Below are 15,453 nucleotides of genomic sequence, written 5' to 3'. Positions count from 1 at the left end.
GAAGCATCGATGCGGTGAGCCAATCCATGGAAAAGACCTACCAACCCGAACAGATCGAAACCCGCTGGTACCAGCGCTGGGAAGCCGATAACCGCTTTGCCCCGTCGGGTAAGGGCGCGCCTTTCTCCATCATGATTCCACCGCCCAACGTGACCGGAAGCCTGCACATGGGTCACGCCTTCCAGGACACCATCATGGATACCCTGACGCGCTGGAAGCGCATGCAGGGCAACAACACGCTGTGGCAGGTCGGCACCGATCATGCGGGGATCGCCACGCAAATGCTGGTCGAACGCAAGGTCGCTGCCGAAGAGGGCAAGACGCGCCACGACCTGGGCCGTGAAGCCTTTACCGACAAGATCTGGGAGTGGAAGGCGGAGTCCGGCGGGCATATCACTCGCCAGCTGCGCCGCATGGGCGCCAGCGTCGACTGGTCCCGCGAGCGCTTCACCATGGACGACGGTTTCTACAAGGCCGTTCAGGAAGTCTTCGTGCGTCTGCACGAGGAGAATCTGATCTACCGCGGCAAGCGCCTGGTCAACTGGGACCCCACCCTGCACACCGCGATTTCCGATCTGGAAGTCGAGAACAAGGAGCAGCAGGGCAGCTTCTGGCACTTCCGCTACCCGCTGGCCGATGGCGTCAAGACCGCTGATGGCAAGGATCACATCATCGTGGCCACCACGCGTCCGGAAACGCTTCTGGGCGATACCGGCGTGGCGGTCAACCCGGAAGACGAACGCTACGCGTCACTGGTCGGCACGTTCATCGAGCTGCCGCTGGTCGGCCGGCGCATTCCGGTGGTCGCCGATGAACACGCGGACATGGAGAAAGGCTCGGGCTGCGTGAAGATCACCCCGGCCCACGACTTCAACGACTACGAGGTCGGCAAGCGCCAGAACCATCTGTTGATCAACGTCTTCTCGAAAGACGCCACGATTCTCGAGCGTGCAGAGATCTTCGATCTCAAGGGTCAGCCCCAGCCGGAGGAAGACGCGAGCCTGCCCGCCAAGTACGCGGGCCTCGACCGTTTCGAGGCGCGTAAGCAGATCGTCGCCGACATGGACGCGCTCGGCCTTCTGGTCGAAGTCGAAACCGTCAACAACACCCTGCCCTATGGCGACCGCTCGGGTGATGTCATCGAGCCGCTTCTGACCGATCAGTGGTTCGTGGCGGTCGAAAGCCTCGCCAAACCGGCGATCGAGGCGGTGGAAAAAGGCGACATCCAGTTCGTGCCGAAGAACTACGAGAACATGTACTTCGCCTGGATGCGCGATCTCCAGGACTGGTGTATTTCCCGCCAGCTCTGGTGGGGCCACCGCATCCCCGCCTGGTACGACGAGCAGGGCAACGTCTATGTGGCGCGTACCGAGGAAGAGGCCCGCGAGAAGCACGGCCTTTCCGCCGACGTCACCCTGACCCAGGACGACGACGTGCTGGATACCTGGTTCAGCTCGGGCCTCTGGACCTTCGGCACGCTCGGCTGGCCGGAGAAGACGCCGGAACTCGAGACCTTCCACCCCACCAGCGTACTGGTGACGGGCTTTGACATCATCTTCTTCTGGGTCGCCCGGATGATCATGCTGACGCTCAAGTTCACCGACCAGGTGCCCTTCAAGACCGTCTACGTGCATGGCCTGGTGCGCGACGGCCAGGGCCAGAAGATGTCCAAGTCCAAGGGCAACGTGCTCGACCCGATCGACCTGATCGATGGCATCAGCCTAGAGGCGCTGCTGGAAAAGCGTACCGGCAACATGATGCAGCCCCAGAAAGCCAAGGCGATTGCCAAGGCGACCAAGGAAGAGTTCAAGGACGGCATCGAGCCCCATGGCACCGACGCACTGCGCTTTACCTTCCTGTCCCAGGCGACGACCGGGCGTGATATCAAGTTCGACATGAATCGCCTGGAAGGTTACCGCAACTTCTGCAACAAGCTGTGGAACGCCTCACGCTACGTACTGATGAACGCCGAGGGCGAGGATTGCGGCACCGACGGCAGCGAGGTCGAGCTTTCGCTTGCCGACCGCTGGATCATTTCCGAGCTGCAGAAGACCGAAGCCCAGGTAACCCGCGCGATGAACGAGTACCGCTTCGATCACGCCTCTCAAGCGCTTTACGAGTTCGTCTGGAACGAGTACTGCGACTGGTACCTGGAGCTTTCCAAGCCGGTGCTGTGGGACGAAAGTGCCACCATCGAGGCCAAGCGCGGCACCCGCCGCACGCTGGTACGCGTCCTCGAAACCATCCTGCGTCTGGCGCACCCGATGATGCCTTACATCACCGAAGAGATCTGGCAGCGCGTATCGCCCCTGGCCGGCACCTTCATGGGCGAAGGTGCCTCCTTGATGCTGCAGGCCTGGCCGGAAGCCGACGAGAGCAGAATCGACGAGCAGGCCAGCCGCGATATCGAGTGGCTGAAAGGCGTGATCATCGCCGTGCGTAACATTCGCGCCGAGATGAACATCGCCCCGGGCAAGCCGCTGGACGTGCTGCTGACCAAGGGCCAGCCCGAGGACGCCGAGCGGCTCGAAAGCAACCGTCGTTTCCTGGCCAAGCTCGCCAAGCTGGAAAGCGTCACCTGGCTTGCCAACCCCGCTGATGCCCCGCTTTCTGCCACCCAGCTGGTGGGTGATATGGAAGTGCTGGTGCCGATGGCGGATCTGATCGACAAGGACGCCGAGCTTGCCCGCTTGACAAAAGAGATCGAGAAACAGGACAAGCTGATTGGCGGCATCGAGAAGAAACTGGGCAATGAAGGCTTTATCGCCAAGGCCCCGGATGCCGTAATCGAGAAAGAACGCGGCAAGCTTGCCGAGTTCCAGTCCGCCAGGAAACTGCTCGAAGAGCAGAAGGCCAAGATCGAAGCGCTCTAGGTCCGCTGGAAACAATGACCTGCTACCAACGCCACCTCAGGGTGGCGTTGGTGTTTCAGGCGCCCACGTCATCAGTGGCGGAAGACATACTCCGAGCCATCGGTGAAGCGGCTAAAGCGATAGATAGAGGGGTCGCAGGTGGTTGATTCCCCGGCGATCATTTCGGCGAGCATTTCGCCGGAGGCTGGCGCCGTGGTCAGGCCATTGCCGGAGAAGCCGGTGATCACGAACAGGCCGTCGTTGTCCGGCACCTCGGAGATCACCTGGGTAGAGTCCGGGGTCGCGTCGATCATGCCCGCCCAGCGTTCGCGCACCTCGGCGTTTTCATACTGCGGGTAGGCGCGGCGCAGGTTCGTCAGGGCCGTTTCCACCTCCTTTTCGTCCACGTGCCCTGAGAGCATGCGCACTTGCTCGAAGGGCGTGACCTCGTGGGCGGACCATGTCGAGGCCATGTTGAGCGAGGCGAAGAAGTCGCTCGACAGGCGCACCTTGAGCAGGTCGCCGGAGTGCTTCAGCGCCGGGATGAAATCCAGCAGCATGCGGAAGCTGTCGGTGGTGATGGGCGCGACGTTGGTCGACACGCCCACGGCGGTTTCGCCGGTGTCCATCTGGCGCCAGGCGAAGTCCGGCCCGTAGCCGGCGCCGGGCAAGGCGTTGTCGATCCGGCTCAAACGCTGCATGGACGACGCAATCGTGAGTTGCGGCAGATGCACGCCCAGGTTGCCGGCAAACAGCGACGACCAGGCCCCACCCGCCAGCACGACCCGGGACGTTCTGATATAGCCCTGCTCGGTATGCACGCCGACGATCCGGCCGCCCTGGCGGTCGATGGTGCGGGCCGCACAGGGCGAGATGATCCGCACCCCTTCATTCATCGCGCCCCGAGCGATACGCGAGACCGAGTAGCGCGGCTCGGCGGTGCCGTCACTGGGCTGATGGAGCACGCCGGCGTACTGCTCGGCGCCCTGAGGCAGGAGCCGGTTCAACGCGGCGCCGGTGACCAGTCGTGCATCGGTCTGCGGCTGAATCTGCTTCGCCTCGGCAAGCCACTCACGGCTCGCGCTCACCTCATCGTCGGTGGCCAGGAGTGAGTAGTTGCCGGTCTGACGAAAGCCGATGTCCTCACCAAAGCGCTCGGCAAACCCCGCCCAGATCGCCTTGGAGCGGTTGGCGAGCTCCAGCTTGCCCAGATCCCAGTGGTTGGAGTAGACCCAGCCAAAGGCGCGGCTCGACTGCTCGCCGGCCACCACGCCCTTTTCAAGCACCACCGTATCGAGCCCCTTCTGGTTGAGAAACAGCGCCGTGGAAAGCCCGGCGATGCCGCCGCCGATCACTACGACATCGGCTTCCGCGGGCAAGGTGTCCGAAGTGGTGACACCTTCCGCGCGAGGGATCTGCGACTCCACACGCCAGCCGGGCCGGGCGCCGTAAGTGGCACCCAGAAAACCGCCCAGCACACCGCCAGCAACGCCCGCGCCAGCCGTCAAAAGAAAGTTGCGTCTGGATAACTTCATCGCAAATAAACCCTCGTATCTCGTGAAAAAGCGGCTCAGGAGAGGCGCTCAAAAGTCGGGGCGGGATTATGACTGCTCAGTCGGAAAATAAAAAGTGGGCTTTTTTGGCGTGATCGATCAATGCAGTGAAACGAAGAAAGCAGGCATAACCGCTGCGGAAGGCTTTCGGGCGCAATACGGTGTGCATGAGGTAAAATGACGCTAGATTCATCAGCGCCGTTGCTCATGCACGCAGAGCAGTTGTCAACGCAATAGAGAGTCCTATGGCACGCAAAAAAGAGATTTCACTCGACCGCATTCTGGATGCAGCCGATGCCATCATCATGGAGAGCGGCGGACGTCAGTTCACTCTCGACGCCGTGGCCGAACGAGCGGGTATCAGCAAGGGTGGCCTGGTGTATAGCTTCGCGACCAAGGACGACCTGGTCGCGGCTGTCTTGCAACGTGAAATCGACCGCGTGCAGCACGCCGTTCAAACGCGAGCGGGAAGCGACTGGCAGCATAAGCATAAGCGTCTGCTGGCCTACCTGGATGAGGCACTCACCGAGGATGATCGCCTTATCCGCCGCTCCGCCTTCCTCATGACGGCGCTGCTTCAGTCGCCGGAGAAATCACGCCCGGCAAGAGACTACTACCGCTCGATTCTGGATCTTTTCGACGGTGACAGCACAATGAGTAAAGAGATTCGCCAAGCCGTTCTCGCCATGGAGGGGCTGTTTTTATTACGCGGGCTAGGCTTGGCAGATCCATCCCCGTCCGAGTGGCGTTCCGTGCTCGCCCACGCCCGCGCAACTGTCGCCAATGCCATAGCCTCGAATAGTTCGACCTAGTGCATTTGCCACTATTTCAATCTCTCTTTGCTGTCATTGACGGCAGGGCTAGTTACGAAACACTGTTCATTAACAGGCTAATTAATTAGACTACCACCGTCTATCTGTTAAGTCCGTGAGAGTGTTGCCATGCAAATTCGTCGTATTCTGTTTTATAACCTGCTGGGCTTGGCCCTGATTCTCAGCTGGTGGCTGCCGTCCGTGCTGTTCTGGACCAAGCTGGATGATGACGTCTTCTTCTTTTTCAATCAGTTTATCAGCCCGGTATACCCGCGCTGGGTCGAGGCGCTGGCTCTGCTCAATACTCGCGCCTTTGACAAGGTAATGTTCGGCGTACTGCTTGTGATGCTGTTTTTTGCCATGCTGCGCGATAGGAACGGAAGCTGGCCCAAGTGGCTGGCGATCGGCTTGATCATGTCGGCAGTGGGTGCGCTGCTGGGCGAGATGCTGCACATGCACCTGTTGATGGCACGCCCAAGCCCTACCCTGTGGCACGATGGCGTCAACCTTCTCAACGACTACACCTACCTGGACGCCAAGGCGACCGCCTCCAACAGCTTTCCCAGCGACCACGGCCTGCTGGCCATGATATTTGCCAGCTTCATGCTGCGCTTTGCCGATCGCCTGATCGCCTCGCTTGCGGTAGCGGTTGCCATCTTTGTGACGCTGCCGCGCATCATGGTGGGTGGTCACTGGGTAAGCGATGTCTACTTCGGGGCGCTGGCCATCGCGCTGGTCGTGCTTCCCTGGCTACTGTGCAACTCCTACATCACCCGCCTGATCGAGCGGATGGCGGCTTTCTTCGATAGCGCCTTTGGCAGGCTCGTACGCCATTTTTGAGACTCTTGAGCCGATAAAAAACCCTCATGCCCATTAGGGTCATGAGGGTTCCAGACGGCAGGTAACCACCGTGCAAGGCAGATGGTCTGGGGAGGGAGCGCTATGCCTTGCCGGTTTCACCGGTTGCATACGCCCTGACGAATGTCTCCAGCACCTTGCGCACTACCTTGCGCTGGGCAATGGGCAGGCTTCGATACAGCGATAATATCTGCCGCTCTTCATTGGTGAATGATGCCTCCAGAGGGGAAGAGGGCTCACAGGCGTTGTTGGCACTCCCTTCGCCGTAGCGTAAATAGTGAGGATCAATGCGCAGCCACTTTGCCAGAAGCTGTAGCTTGTCTTGATTAGGGATCGAGTCACCGCGCAGCCAACGTCTGACGGCCTGGAAGGTGATCGGTTTTCCCCAGTAGCGCAGGTTGAACTCCCGCTCCAGCGTTGATGGGCGAACATCATAGCCGGCGGATTCCATGGCTGTTTTTAAGCGCTGCGCAAACATAATTTTTTCATTCATGCCCCCAATGTGAATCGATTCTTCAACGATGGTTGAATAGCGGTTCACTTTTTGATTGAATCGAAAATTCAATGTAAAGTCGTATTTTACACTTCACGCTTCTCGAAGCTGAAAGTGCAGGACTTGATGCTGAGCTGGAGGTTCAAATGAGTGAAATATCTTACCTACCGGATTGGCGTTCTGAGAATTTTCACGACCAAGGCTTTTTACTCTTGTCGGCCTCCGGCCATGACGAACTTTTTGAGCAACTAGTCAAAGCGCTTCACGCCCTCGTGAACGATAAAACCCATCCGATCGTCATCTATCAATGTCTTCCCAAAAAGCGATTGGAACTGGTTTACCACTCCCCTTTGAAAAATATAACTAAAACGGATCACCAACTACTTTCCGTCTGCAGCGTGCAGGAGCTGATCGATACGTCGCTCGCTTATCGTACGCTAAAAGACAAACATCAGGTACTGGCTTATGTCGGTTACTCGCCTGCAGCGAAGGCAGAATCTGCGCGTGACGTCGAGGCATTGATGGAGATAGCCACCCATCAGTGGCGGCTGCTTGATGCCAGGCGAATGGCGGATCAGCAGGCCTGCCTCAAGGCGATACACTCATTAATTATCCATGACATTCAAAGACTTGAATCCATCAGCCAGATAATGGAACGTTACGCAGAACGCTGGCTTGCTACCTGCCAGGCCAGCGGAATGTGCCTTTTCTACCAGAGCGATGTTCATCGTCTTGGCACCTGCCCATCCAAAGATGAGCTGCGCGCCCTGCTCCCCTTGTTAAAGGATGAGAGCGTCAAGCCAGACATTAGTGAAGAGGTAATTTACTATCAGGATACGCTAGCAGTTCAGCTAAGCGGTACTGGCCAGGATGACGGTTGGCTGTTGCTATTTCGAGCACGTACATTGATGAACCAGATGGCGGACGGAATGGAACCGCAACGGTTAAGCCATTGGTTGGCCTGCGAAACTGATATGGCATTAACGCTTGCCAGAAGTTTAAGCACGGCAATAATTAAATTAGAAAACACTCATGAAAATCCGCCATTCATTGGCACTCGTTACTCTTTTAATGATGCCAGCTAGGCGCCTGGGCTGATCATTTAAGACATCGCGATATCTAAAACAGGTGATCCACAGCACGGCATAATGAATGTTTCTTTATTAACATTGCTATCCAGCACGCCTGAAAATTAATCTAGATCAAGCGTTATTATGGTTAAAAATAGCCTGCTGAGCGGTTGCCGAGGAGCTTTGCCTATCAGCAGGCCTGGTGCTCGAGAGAAAGCAGTCTATTTACCCTCGCGCCAGCCGCCAAGTACGCGGCTGTCGGGCCCGAAAAAGACCAGACGGTCATGATCGATCAGATAGCGGTAGGCGCTGTCCAGCATATCCGTGACCCGCTTGGCGTCTGCCAGGTTCGAGCACGCCATGCGCGTGGTGGCAAGGCCTTCAAAATCGATGCGCTGGCTTTCGCCTAGACTGACGTGCCCGGTGAAGCGGTTGCAGCCATCAAAGCCGGCTACCTTGCCGTCGCGTGAGATGGTAAAGAACGGCGCTTCTGCAAACGATAGCCGCTCATCGGTGCCTACCAGCAACAGATTCCAGCGCTGCTCCACCACCGGCCCCGAGAGGCCGGAGCTTTGTGGCGTACCGTTGAGCTGCGGTTCCTGCGGCGTACTGCTGCAGGCACTGAGCATCAAGGCACTGAGTGCCAGCAGCAACAGCCGCCGGCAAGCGTGTTTTCTCATGGGCATCTCGCTTCCCCTTACCAGCTACCGCTGTTTTCCATGGACGCCCACGGCTCCTGGGGCGGTAGTGCATCGCCTTTCTGAAGGAGTTCGATGGAGATACCGTCCGGCGATTTGACAAACGCCATATGGCCATCGCGAGGCGGCCGGTTGATGGTTACGCCATTATCCTGAAGCTTCTGGCACAGGGCGTAGATATCGTCGACGCGGTAGGCCAGATGACCGAAATTACGCCCGCCGGTGTACTCCTCCGGATCCCAGTTGTAGGTCAGTTCAAGCTCGGGGGCCGTCAGTCGGGTCGAGCGCTCCTCATCGTCCGGCGCAGCCAGAAAGATCAGCGTAAAGCGGCCCTTTTCGCTCTCCTTGCGACGCACTTCCTTGAGCCCCAGCAGGTCACAGTAAAAGCGCAATGAGGCGTCTATATCCGTGATGCGCACCATGGTGTGTAAATACTGCATGCCAACTCCTTGTCTAGACGATCGAGGTCGATTCAGCGCTCATCATAGCGTGGGAAGAGAGGCATTGCCCAGCAGCCAGCCTCACGTACCTTGCCCGGATCATGCACTGCCTATTTACAGATATGTGACAAGGAGGAACAAAACCCAAAACTCTGTATAATAAAAATCAAGAGGTCATGCTGACGGGGCACCCCCAAGGAGAAACCAGTGGACTCAATTACACAGGCGGCACTGGGCGCTGCGGTGGGGGGCGCGGTATTGGGCCGTCGCCTGGGACGCAAGGCCGTGCTGATTGGCGCCCTGCTCGGCACTCTGCCTGATCTTGACGTGGCGCTGGATTACGGCGATGCCATTGCCAACGTGACAGAACACCGCGGCTTCTCCCATTCGCTGTTCACGCTGACCGGCCTTGCCACGCTGCTGGCACTGTTGTGCAAGCGCTTTGCCCCTAGACGGGATATTGCCCTGATTCACTGGTGGAGCTTCTTTACCCTCTGCCTGGTCACCCATCCACTGCTGGATGCCTTGACGACCTACGGCACACAGCTTTTCTGGCCACTGGATATACCGCCCTCTGCCTGGCCGATCATCTTTATCATCGACCCGGTATATACCCTGGCACTGCTGATTGGCCTGGGCACGGCGCTTGCATCAAAACGAGTCCGCAAGTACTGCACATGGGGGCTTGTGGCGTCGAGCTTTTACCTCGTACTGGCGGCAGGAGCAAAGTGGCATGTAGAGCAACGCCTTGCACCAGCCCTGGCGGCACAAGGGCTGAGCCAGTCATCGGTATTGATTCAGCCAACGCCGTTCAATATCCTGCTCTGGCGCGCCACCGTGGTGAACGATGACCTCTACTACGAGAGCTTGATCAGCGTACTGGATACACCGCGCTTGCCCCAGCTGGAGGTGCTGTGGCGCAATGCAGGGCTTGAGGAAGATGCACTCGCCGGCCCGCTGGGTCAGCGTCTGGCGTGGTTTAGCGGGCCGTTTCTGCGCTACGACGTGCATCTGATCGATGGCCGGCAGACGCTGGTGGCAACCGATATCCGTCTGGGCTTTCCAGGCTTTCACCCCTTCAGCTTCACCCTGGCAACGCGTGAAGATGGCCGCTGGGTACCGGTAGCCACCAGCGAGGCGGTCGAATCGCCTCGCGGCATCAGCCTGGCAACGCTCTCACGACTTGCCGAGCGCGCCACGGGTAACGTCACGGCACTCTGCGCAAGTGACTTTGTGGCGTCGCACTGGCGGGTCGAGCGCTTCTCCTACCGCTGCTAGGTGTTGATCAAACCTACGGCTGGATACTATGAATACTAAGGTGCGATCCCCTGCCCGCAGCCGCTGTACTGTTCACCGCCGTAGCTGAGGGTAACGCGCGACGGGAATGGCTGTCCGCTCAGGGTATCAAAACAGGCGGCGGCTTCGATGCGCAGCCGGAAGAAAGGCTCCACCCGGGCATTTTCAAGCACGACCCGGCCTGCATCGTTATCCATGACGCTGATGATATAGGGAAGCTCGATACGCTCGTCATCATAGTCGAACGCCATCTTCATCGTGGGCGCATCGTGGGCGAGCGCAACGGTCCAGCCGGGTTCGTTGCCCTGGCCAAAGAACATCACCCCCGGCTTCTCGCTGCGCGTGAGCCCCTTTCTCTGCTCGCCCAGCGTGCACTGCAACTGGCCTCGCGGGGTTTCCACCATGGCTTGCTCACCACGGTTCCAGAAGCTGATCTTGCCATTCTGGTAGCGGGCGCCGCTGGCAACCACGGCCTGGGGCAGACGCCAGGCGCCGTGCAATGACCACAGGCGCAGATCCTGTGCGTTGGTGGCACTTACCAGATGCTGATTGGCTGGCGTACAGTGCCACCCCTGAAAGCGCTCGGCGGTGCCTGCAAACAGCATCGAGGGCAAAAGCGGTGCGCTGCTGTTCACCGTGGTCTTGACGGGTGCGGCATCCGGCGCCTGATTAGCGGCACAGCCAGCCAGCGCCAAAGCCACCATGCCCGCTCCCATCCATTGAATAAGGTGTAACCCCCGCGTCATTCCCTGCTCCCTATTACCGATAATTCATTTTTTTGATGTCGTGTCAGCCTCAGCTTCGCTTGAAGGCGTGCAGATCCTGCGGATCGAAGCGCTCGACCTGCGCCGGTAGCCCAAGCGCCTCACGCTTTTCGGCCAGATATGTTGCTTCGGCAATCCAGGCAGCATCCTTGGGCGGCGTGCGGCCATTGAGCGTGGCCAGCTGCGCTACGCCCGCATGGTAGAACGTCACGATATCCAGTGCGGCGCGGTTATCCTCTTCCATCGCGCCGCGCAACGTGGGCAGAAAGCCGCTGATCTGCGCCAGATGCTGCCTGAGTTGCCACACGTAGCGCATTTCTGCCATCCACGGGCGCTCGCGCAGTACCGCAAACAAGGCGCTGGTGGCGAGCAGGCCCAGCACGATCCCCAGGGCGTAAAGCCACGGGCTGCTGCCAAAGGTCGAGGTCAGCAGCATCGAGAACAGCATGCCGAAAATGACCAGCTGGCCCGCCATGGCGATACTGATCATGCGCGCCTTGCGACGGTAGTTGTGTGACGCTTGCTGCTCCAGGGTAAATACCATGACCCACCTCTTGCCTGACGTATATGCCAATGCTGCCTATGATACGGGGCTGGCCGGGGCAGACAAGCCTTCCTTTGGGTATCAGCCCAATCGCTCGGCGGCGCTTTTCAGCAGTCGCTCGGTGGCTTCCCAGCCGATACAGGCATCGGTCACGGATACACCGTAACGCAGCGCGGCGGTATTCAACGGCTGCTTGCCCTCGAACAAGTGGCTTTCCAGCATCAGCGCAACCAGATTGGCGTTGCCGGCCTGGCGCTGGGCCAGGACATCGAGCATGACGTCATGCTGACGACGGTGATCCTTGCGCGCGTTGGCATGACTGCAATCGACCATCAGGCGGGGGTTCTGGCCTGCCTGAGAAAGCGCCTTGACAGCGGCCTGCACGTGGCGGGCCTGATAGTTTGGCTCGCCATGCCCGCCGCGCAGCACGACATGGGTATGCGGGTTGCCGGCGCTTTGCTGCATCACCGGACGCCCATTGGCATCCTGAGCAAAGCGCTGATGGCCGTGCGCGGCGGCCTGCATGGCGTCAATGGCGACTTGTACATCGCCGCTGGTGGCATTCTTGAAGCCGACCGCCGCCGCCAGATCGCTTGCCAGCTCGCGATGCAGCTGGGACTCGGTGGTGCGCGCGCCGATGGCGACCCAGCTCAACAGATCATCCAGGTAAGGCGCGAGCATGGGCTGTAGAAGCTCGGTGGCCACGGGCAGACCGCGGGCGGCCACGGCGTGCATCAGTTCCCGCGATAGCGTGATGCCCCGAGCCATGTCGCCGCGACCGTCCAGGTCCGGGTCGTAGGCAAGCCCCTTCCAGCCCACGGTGGTGCGCGGCTTTTCAACGTAGACACGCATCACCGGCAGCAGCCGCTCGCTTATCTGCTCGCCAAGCACCGCCAGGCGGTCGGCGTACTCGAGCGCTGCGTCCGGGTCATGTATCGAGCATGGGCCCACCACCACCAGCAGGCGATCATCCAGGCCGTTCAGAATGTCGTGCACCGCCTGGCGCTGGCTGGACACCTGCCGCGCAAGCGCAGCATCTATTGATACACTCTGGCGCAGCTGGGCAGGGGTAGGTAGCGGTGTAGTAACACTGGCCGTGGGGGTAGAGGCAGTAGGTTTCATGTTCAGGGCTGGGCTTGCTGGGGCATTCATGAAGGATTCTCCGGACTCGCGTGACATCGTTGACTGGCATTACCACCCAGGCAGGCGCGGTCGGAGGTGGCAGCTGGCACCGACCGCGCGTCGCTAAATCGCCAGCCATAGCCCACATAGCCGGTTGCAGTAGCGTATTGATAAGCGCGATAAGTCATGGTGCCGCTCCTTGATGACGTTTCTATGGCGTTGAATAAGGCCGATAGCATTGAACAAAAGGTGCTGAACGCAAAAACCCCGGCTGGGTTACCAACCGGGGTTCAGACATTCGGCAGGCAACCTAGTGGGTGTGCCTGGTGGCGCGACGTCAGACGTCGGCCGCGGGCACACCGCCGCTAAACCAATATCCAAAATAGGCAACACCACGCGTGCTCGCGCTCACCGCCACCAAGGGCAGGCATTGGGCACAGTGAGCAAAGGCGAGTGTTGGCATGTCGATCCTGGTTATTGGCAGGCCTGGGCGCTGCGAAAACAAGCGTTCAACGTGACGTTTGATGCCACGTATTTGTAAACCGTTGCTTTATCCTGCCTTCAAGCGTGACAAATGGCAACTGTTCGTCGCGAAACAGTTGCCGTTTTCGTCTTGGCCAGAAGGTTCGACGCTACCCGCGCGAAGGACGCGGTGCGTAGGCAAACACATCCGAGAAGATGCGCTCGGCCTTCGCTCCCTTGGCTTCCAGAACGTCCAGGCAGGCATATACCATGCCGGGTGAACCCGACAGGTAGATATCGTGGTCACCGAACGCAAGCCCCGATTTTTCCAGCACCAGGTCTACCCGGCCCTGGCGGTGATGAATGCGCTTACCGCTTGCCAGGGGTTCGGTCAGGGGGAACTCGGTCACCGCCTGAAAACTAACCTGGGGATAGCGCTGGGCCCACTCAGCGGCCAGGTGCTCGGCGTAGAGGTCGCGATGCTCGCGGGCCGCCCACCAAAGCGCGATGGGCCGCTCGGGCTGGTCGCGCAGCGTAGCCTCGATGATGGCTTTCATCTGCGCAAAGCCGGTGCCGGCGGCAATCAGTAAAAGCGGACGCTCGCTTTGCGGGTCCACGACGCACGTGCCACTTGGCAGGCGAAGGGTCAACTGGTTGGCCACTTGAAGCAAATTGCGCAACCGTACCGAGTTATCGCGCTCGGGCCAGTGCTGGATATGCAGCTCGATCACGCCGTCGCCTTTCTCGGCGCTGGCAATCGAAAACGGTACCCAGGTGTGTTCGTCCAGCTGAAGCTCAAGGTACTGGCCGGGTGCATGGGCCATCGCCTCGGCGCGACCTTCCAGGGTGACACCAAATATATCGGGACTCAGATCCTCAACGGCCGTTACCTGGCAGGTCAACGTCCTGCACGGGGCAGTCTCTAGTAACGTCCTTGCGCTCATGAAAGCCTCTTTATCAAAAATCGATCCGCGTGGGCGGCCGCGTTAGCCGCCGTGCCGGGGCGCAGGCAGCGGGATATCGATGCCCAGCTCCTCCCAGCGCTCGTTCACACGGTTTTTTACCGCTTCGTCCATCACGATGGGAGTCCCCCACTCGCGATCGGTCTCCCCCGGCCACTTGTTGGTCGCATCCAGGCCCATCTTGGACCCCAGCCCCGACACCGGGGAGGCGAAATCCAGATAATCGATAGGCGTATTCTCGACCATGACCGTATCCCGAGCCGGGTCCATCCGCGTGGTGATGGCCCAGATCACGTCTTCCCAGTTGCGCGCGTCCACGTCGTCATCCAGCACGATCACGAACTTGGTGTACATGAACTGACGCAGAAAGCTCCATACCCCCATCATCACGCGCTTGGCGTGTCCTGGGTACTGCTTCTTCATGGTGACGACGGCCATGCGGTAGGAACACCCTTCCGGCGGCAGGTAGAAGTCGACGATTTCGGGGAACTGCTTGCAGAGAATGGGCACGAACACTTCGTTCAACGCCACGCCCAGAACCGCCGGCTCATCCGGGGGCCGGCCGGTATAGGTGGAGTGGTAGATGGCATCTCGGCGCATGGTCATGCGCGTGACGGTAAACACCGGGAAGTGATCCACCTCGTTGTAGTAACCGGTGTGATCGCCGTAAGGGCCTTCCGGTGCCATATCGTCAGGATGGATAAAGCCTTCCAGGATGATCTCGCTGGAGGCGGGGACTTCAAGGTCTGCATGACCACACTTGACGAGTTCGGTGCGCGAGCCGCGCAATAGCCCGGCAAACGCATACTCAGACAGCGAATCGGGAACGGGGGTCACGGCGGCCAGGATGGTAGCGGGGTCCGCCCCCAGGGCCACGGCGACCGGGAACGGCTCACCGGGATGGGCCTTCTGAAATTCCAGAAAATCCAGCGCCCCGCCGCGATGGGAAAGCCAGCGCATGATCAGACGATTCTTGCCGATCTTCTGCTGGCGATAGATCCCCAGGTTCTGGCGCTTTTTATGCGGCCCGCGGGTAATGACCAGAGGCCAGGTGACCAGGGGCGCGGCGTCACCGGGCCAGCAGTGCTGAATGGGCAGAAGGTCAAGATCGACCTCATCGCCCTCGTACACGACATCCTGCACCGGGGCGCGCTTGACGCTTTTCGGCCCCATGCTCAGCACCTGCTTGAAGATCGGCAGCTTTTCCCAGGCGTCTTTCAGACCCTTGGGCGGGTCCGGCTCTTTCAGAAACGCCAGGAGCTTGCCCACCTCACGCAGCGCCTCGACCGACTCCTGCCCCATCCCCAGTGCCACGCGTTTCGGCGTACCGAACAGGTTGCCCAGAAGCGGCATGTCGTGACCCTTCACGTTCTCGAACAAGAGCGCCGGGCCACCGGCACGCAGCGTGCGGTCGCAGATTTCGGTGATTTCCAGGTAAGGATCGACTTCGACCTGGATACGCTTGAGCTCACCGCGCGCCTCCAGCGCCGCCATGAAATCGCGCAAGTCGTTATACTTCAAGACATA

The 15,453-nt window shown here is 59.7% G+C and carries 14 protein-coding genes; 5 read left to right on the top strand and 9 right to left on the bottom strand.

The genetic code is table 11. The features are described 5' to 3' along the window. Window positions 1-26 precede the first annotated feature (26 nt). On the top strand, window positions 27-2,873 hold the full coding sequence (locus tag HW452_RS06050; protein WP_224105202.1) for a valine--tRNA ligase: 2,847 nt from the start codon (window positions 27-29) through the stop codon (window positions 2,871-2,873). A gap of 71 nt (window positions 2,874-2,944) precedes the next feature. Here the strand turns inward: HW452_RS06050 and HW452_RS06045 are convergent, their stop codons facing one another. Then, on the bottom strand, window positions 2,945-4,387 hold the full coding sequence (locus HW452_RS06045; protein WP_224105201.1) for an NAD(P)/FAD-dependent oxidoreductase: 1,443 nt from the start codon (window positions 4,385-4,387) through the stop codon (window positions 2,945-2,947). 263 nt (window positions 4,388-4,650) lie between these two features. On the opposite strand from HW452_RS06045, the gene HW452_RS06040 reads away from it, so the two are divergent. Both HW452_RS06040 and HW452_RS06035 read left to right on the top strand, forming a co-directional pair. After that, window positions 4,651-5,217 carry a TetR/AcrR family transcriptional regulator gene (locus tag HW452_RS06040; RefSeq protein WP_224105200.1) on the top strand — a complete coding sequence of 189 codons (567 nt, stop codon included), beginning with the start codon at window positions 4,651-4,653 and terminating at the stop codon, window positions 5,215-5,217. A 129-nt stretch (window positions 5,218-5,346) separates the two neighbouring features. Next, the gene (locus HW452_RS06035; RefSeq protein WP_224105199.1) at window positions 5,347-6,057 is read left to right on the top strand and encodes a phosphatase PAP2 family protein; all 711 of its coding nucleotides are present in this window, start codon (window positions 5,347-5,349) and stop codon (window positions 6,055-6,057) included. A gap of 100 nt (window positions 6,058-6,157) precedes the next feature. On the opposite strand, the gene HW452_RS06030 is transcribed toward HW452_RS06035, so the two are convergent. Beyond that, window positions 6,158-6,640 carry a transcriptional regulator gene (locus tag HW452_RS06030; protein WP_317986322.1) on the bottom strand — a complete coding sequence of 161 codons (483 nt, stop codon included), beginning with the start codon at window positions 6,638-6,640 and terminating at the stop codon, window positions 6,158-6,160. A 74-nt stretch (window positions 6,641-6,714) separates the two neighbouring features. On the opposite strand from HW452_RS06030, the gene HW452_RS06025 reads away from it, so the two are divergent. Next, window positions 6,715-7,653 carry a hypothetical protein gene (locus tag HW452_RS06025; RefSeq protein ID WP_224105198.1) on the top strand — a complete coding sequence of 313 codons (939 nt, stop codon included), beginning with the start codon at window positions 6,715-6,717 and terminating at the stop codon, window positions 7,651-7,653. A 206-nt stretch (window positions 7,654-7,859) separates the two neighbouring features. On the opposite strand, the gene HW452_RS06020 is transcribed toward HW452_RS06025, so the two are convergent. Next, window positions 7,860-8,324 carry an META domain-containing protein gene (locus HW452_RS06020; RefSeq protein WP_224105197.1) on the bottom strand — a complete coding sequence of 155 codons (465 nt, stop codon included), beginning with the start codon at window positions 8,322-8,324 and terminating at the stop codon, window positions 7,860-7,862. Window positions 8,325-8,335: 11 nt separating this feature from the next. Next, window positions 8,336-8,776, bottom strand: a complete 441-nt coding sequence (gloA, locus tag HW452_RS06015) for a lactoylglutathione lyase (RefSeq protein ID WP_224105196.1) — start codon at window positions 8,774-8,776, stop codon at window positions 8,336-8,338. A gap of 207 nt (window positions 8,777-8,983) precedes the next feature. On the opposite strand from gloA, the gene HW452_RS06010 reads away from it, so the two are divergent. Continuing rightward, complete coding sequence (locus HW452_RS06010) at window positions 8,984-10,054, top strand: metal-dependent hydrolase (RefSeq protein ID WP_224105195.1); 1,071 nt, start codon at window positions 8,984-8,986, stop codon at window positions 10,052-10,054. Window positions 10,055-10,089: 35 nt separating this feature from the next. Here the strand turns inward: HW452_RS06010 and HW452_RS06005 are convergent, their stop codons facing one another. The 5 genes from HW452_RS06005 to ubiD form a co-directional block, all read right to left on the bottom strand. Further along, a complete protein-coding gene (locus HW452_RS06005) occupies window positions 10,090-10,818 on the bottom strand; it encodes an MliC family protein (protein ID WP_224105194.1) in 729 nt (242 codons plus the stop codon). A gap of 49 nt (window positions 10,819-10,867) precedes the next feature. Next, window positions 10,868-11,380: a DUF3087 family protein gene (locus tag HW452_RS06000; protein WP_224105193.1), complete on the bottom strand. Its 513-nt coding sequence runs from the start codon at window positions 11,378-11,380 to the stop codon at window positions 10,868-10,870. Between the two features lie 81 nt (window positions 11,381-11,461). Next, window positions 11,462-12,532 carry a 3-deoxy-7-phosphoheptulonate synthase gene (locus HW452_RS05995; RefSeq protein WP_224105192.1) on the bottom strand — a complete coding sequence of 357 codons (1,071 nt, stop codon included), beginning with the start codon at window positions 12,530-12,532 and terminating at the stop codon, window positions 11,462-11,464. 602 nt (window positions 12,533-13,134) lie between these two features. Beyond that, entirely contained in the window at window positions 13,135-13,908 is a 774-nt protein-coding gene (locus tag HW452_RS05990; protein WP_224105191.1) for an FAD-binding oxidoreductase, read from the bottom strand. Window positions 13,909-13,950: 42 nt separating this feature from the next. Continuing rightward, window positions 13,951-15,447, bottom strand: coding sequence for a 4-hydroxy-3-polyprenylbenzoate decarboxylase (gene ubiD, locus HW452_RS05985; RefSeq protein WP_224105190.1), 1,497 nt, complete (start codon window positions 15,445-15,447; stop codon window positions 13,951-13,953). Between the last annotated feature and the right edge of the window lie 6 nt (window positions 15,448-15,453).

This window comes from Vreelandella aquamarina (assembly GCF_020075495.1).
GTDB lineage: Bacteria > Pseudomonadota > Gammaproteobacteria > Pseudomonadales > Halomonadaceae > Vreelandella > Vreelandella aquamarina_A.
The sequence above is the reverse complement of the archived record's forward strand: the minus strand, read 5'-3'. Positions and strand labels throughout refer to the sequence as shown.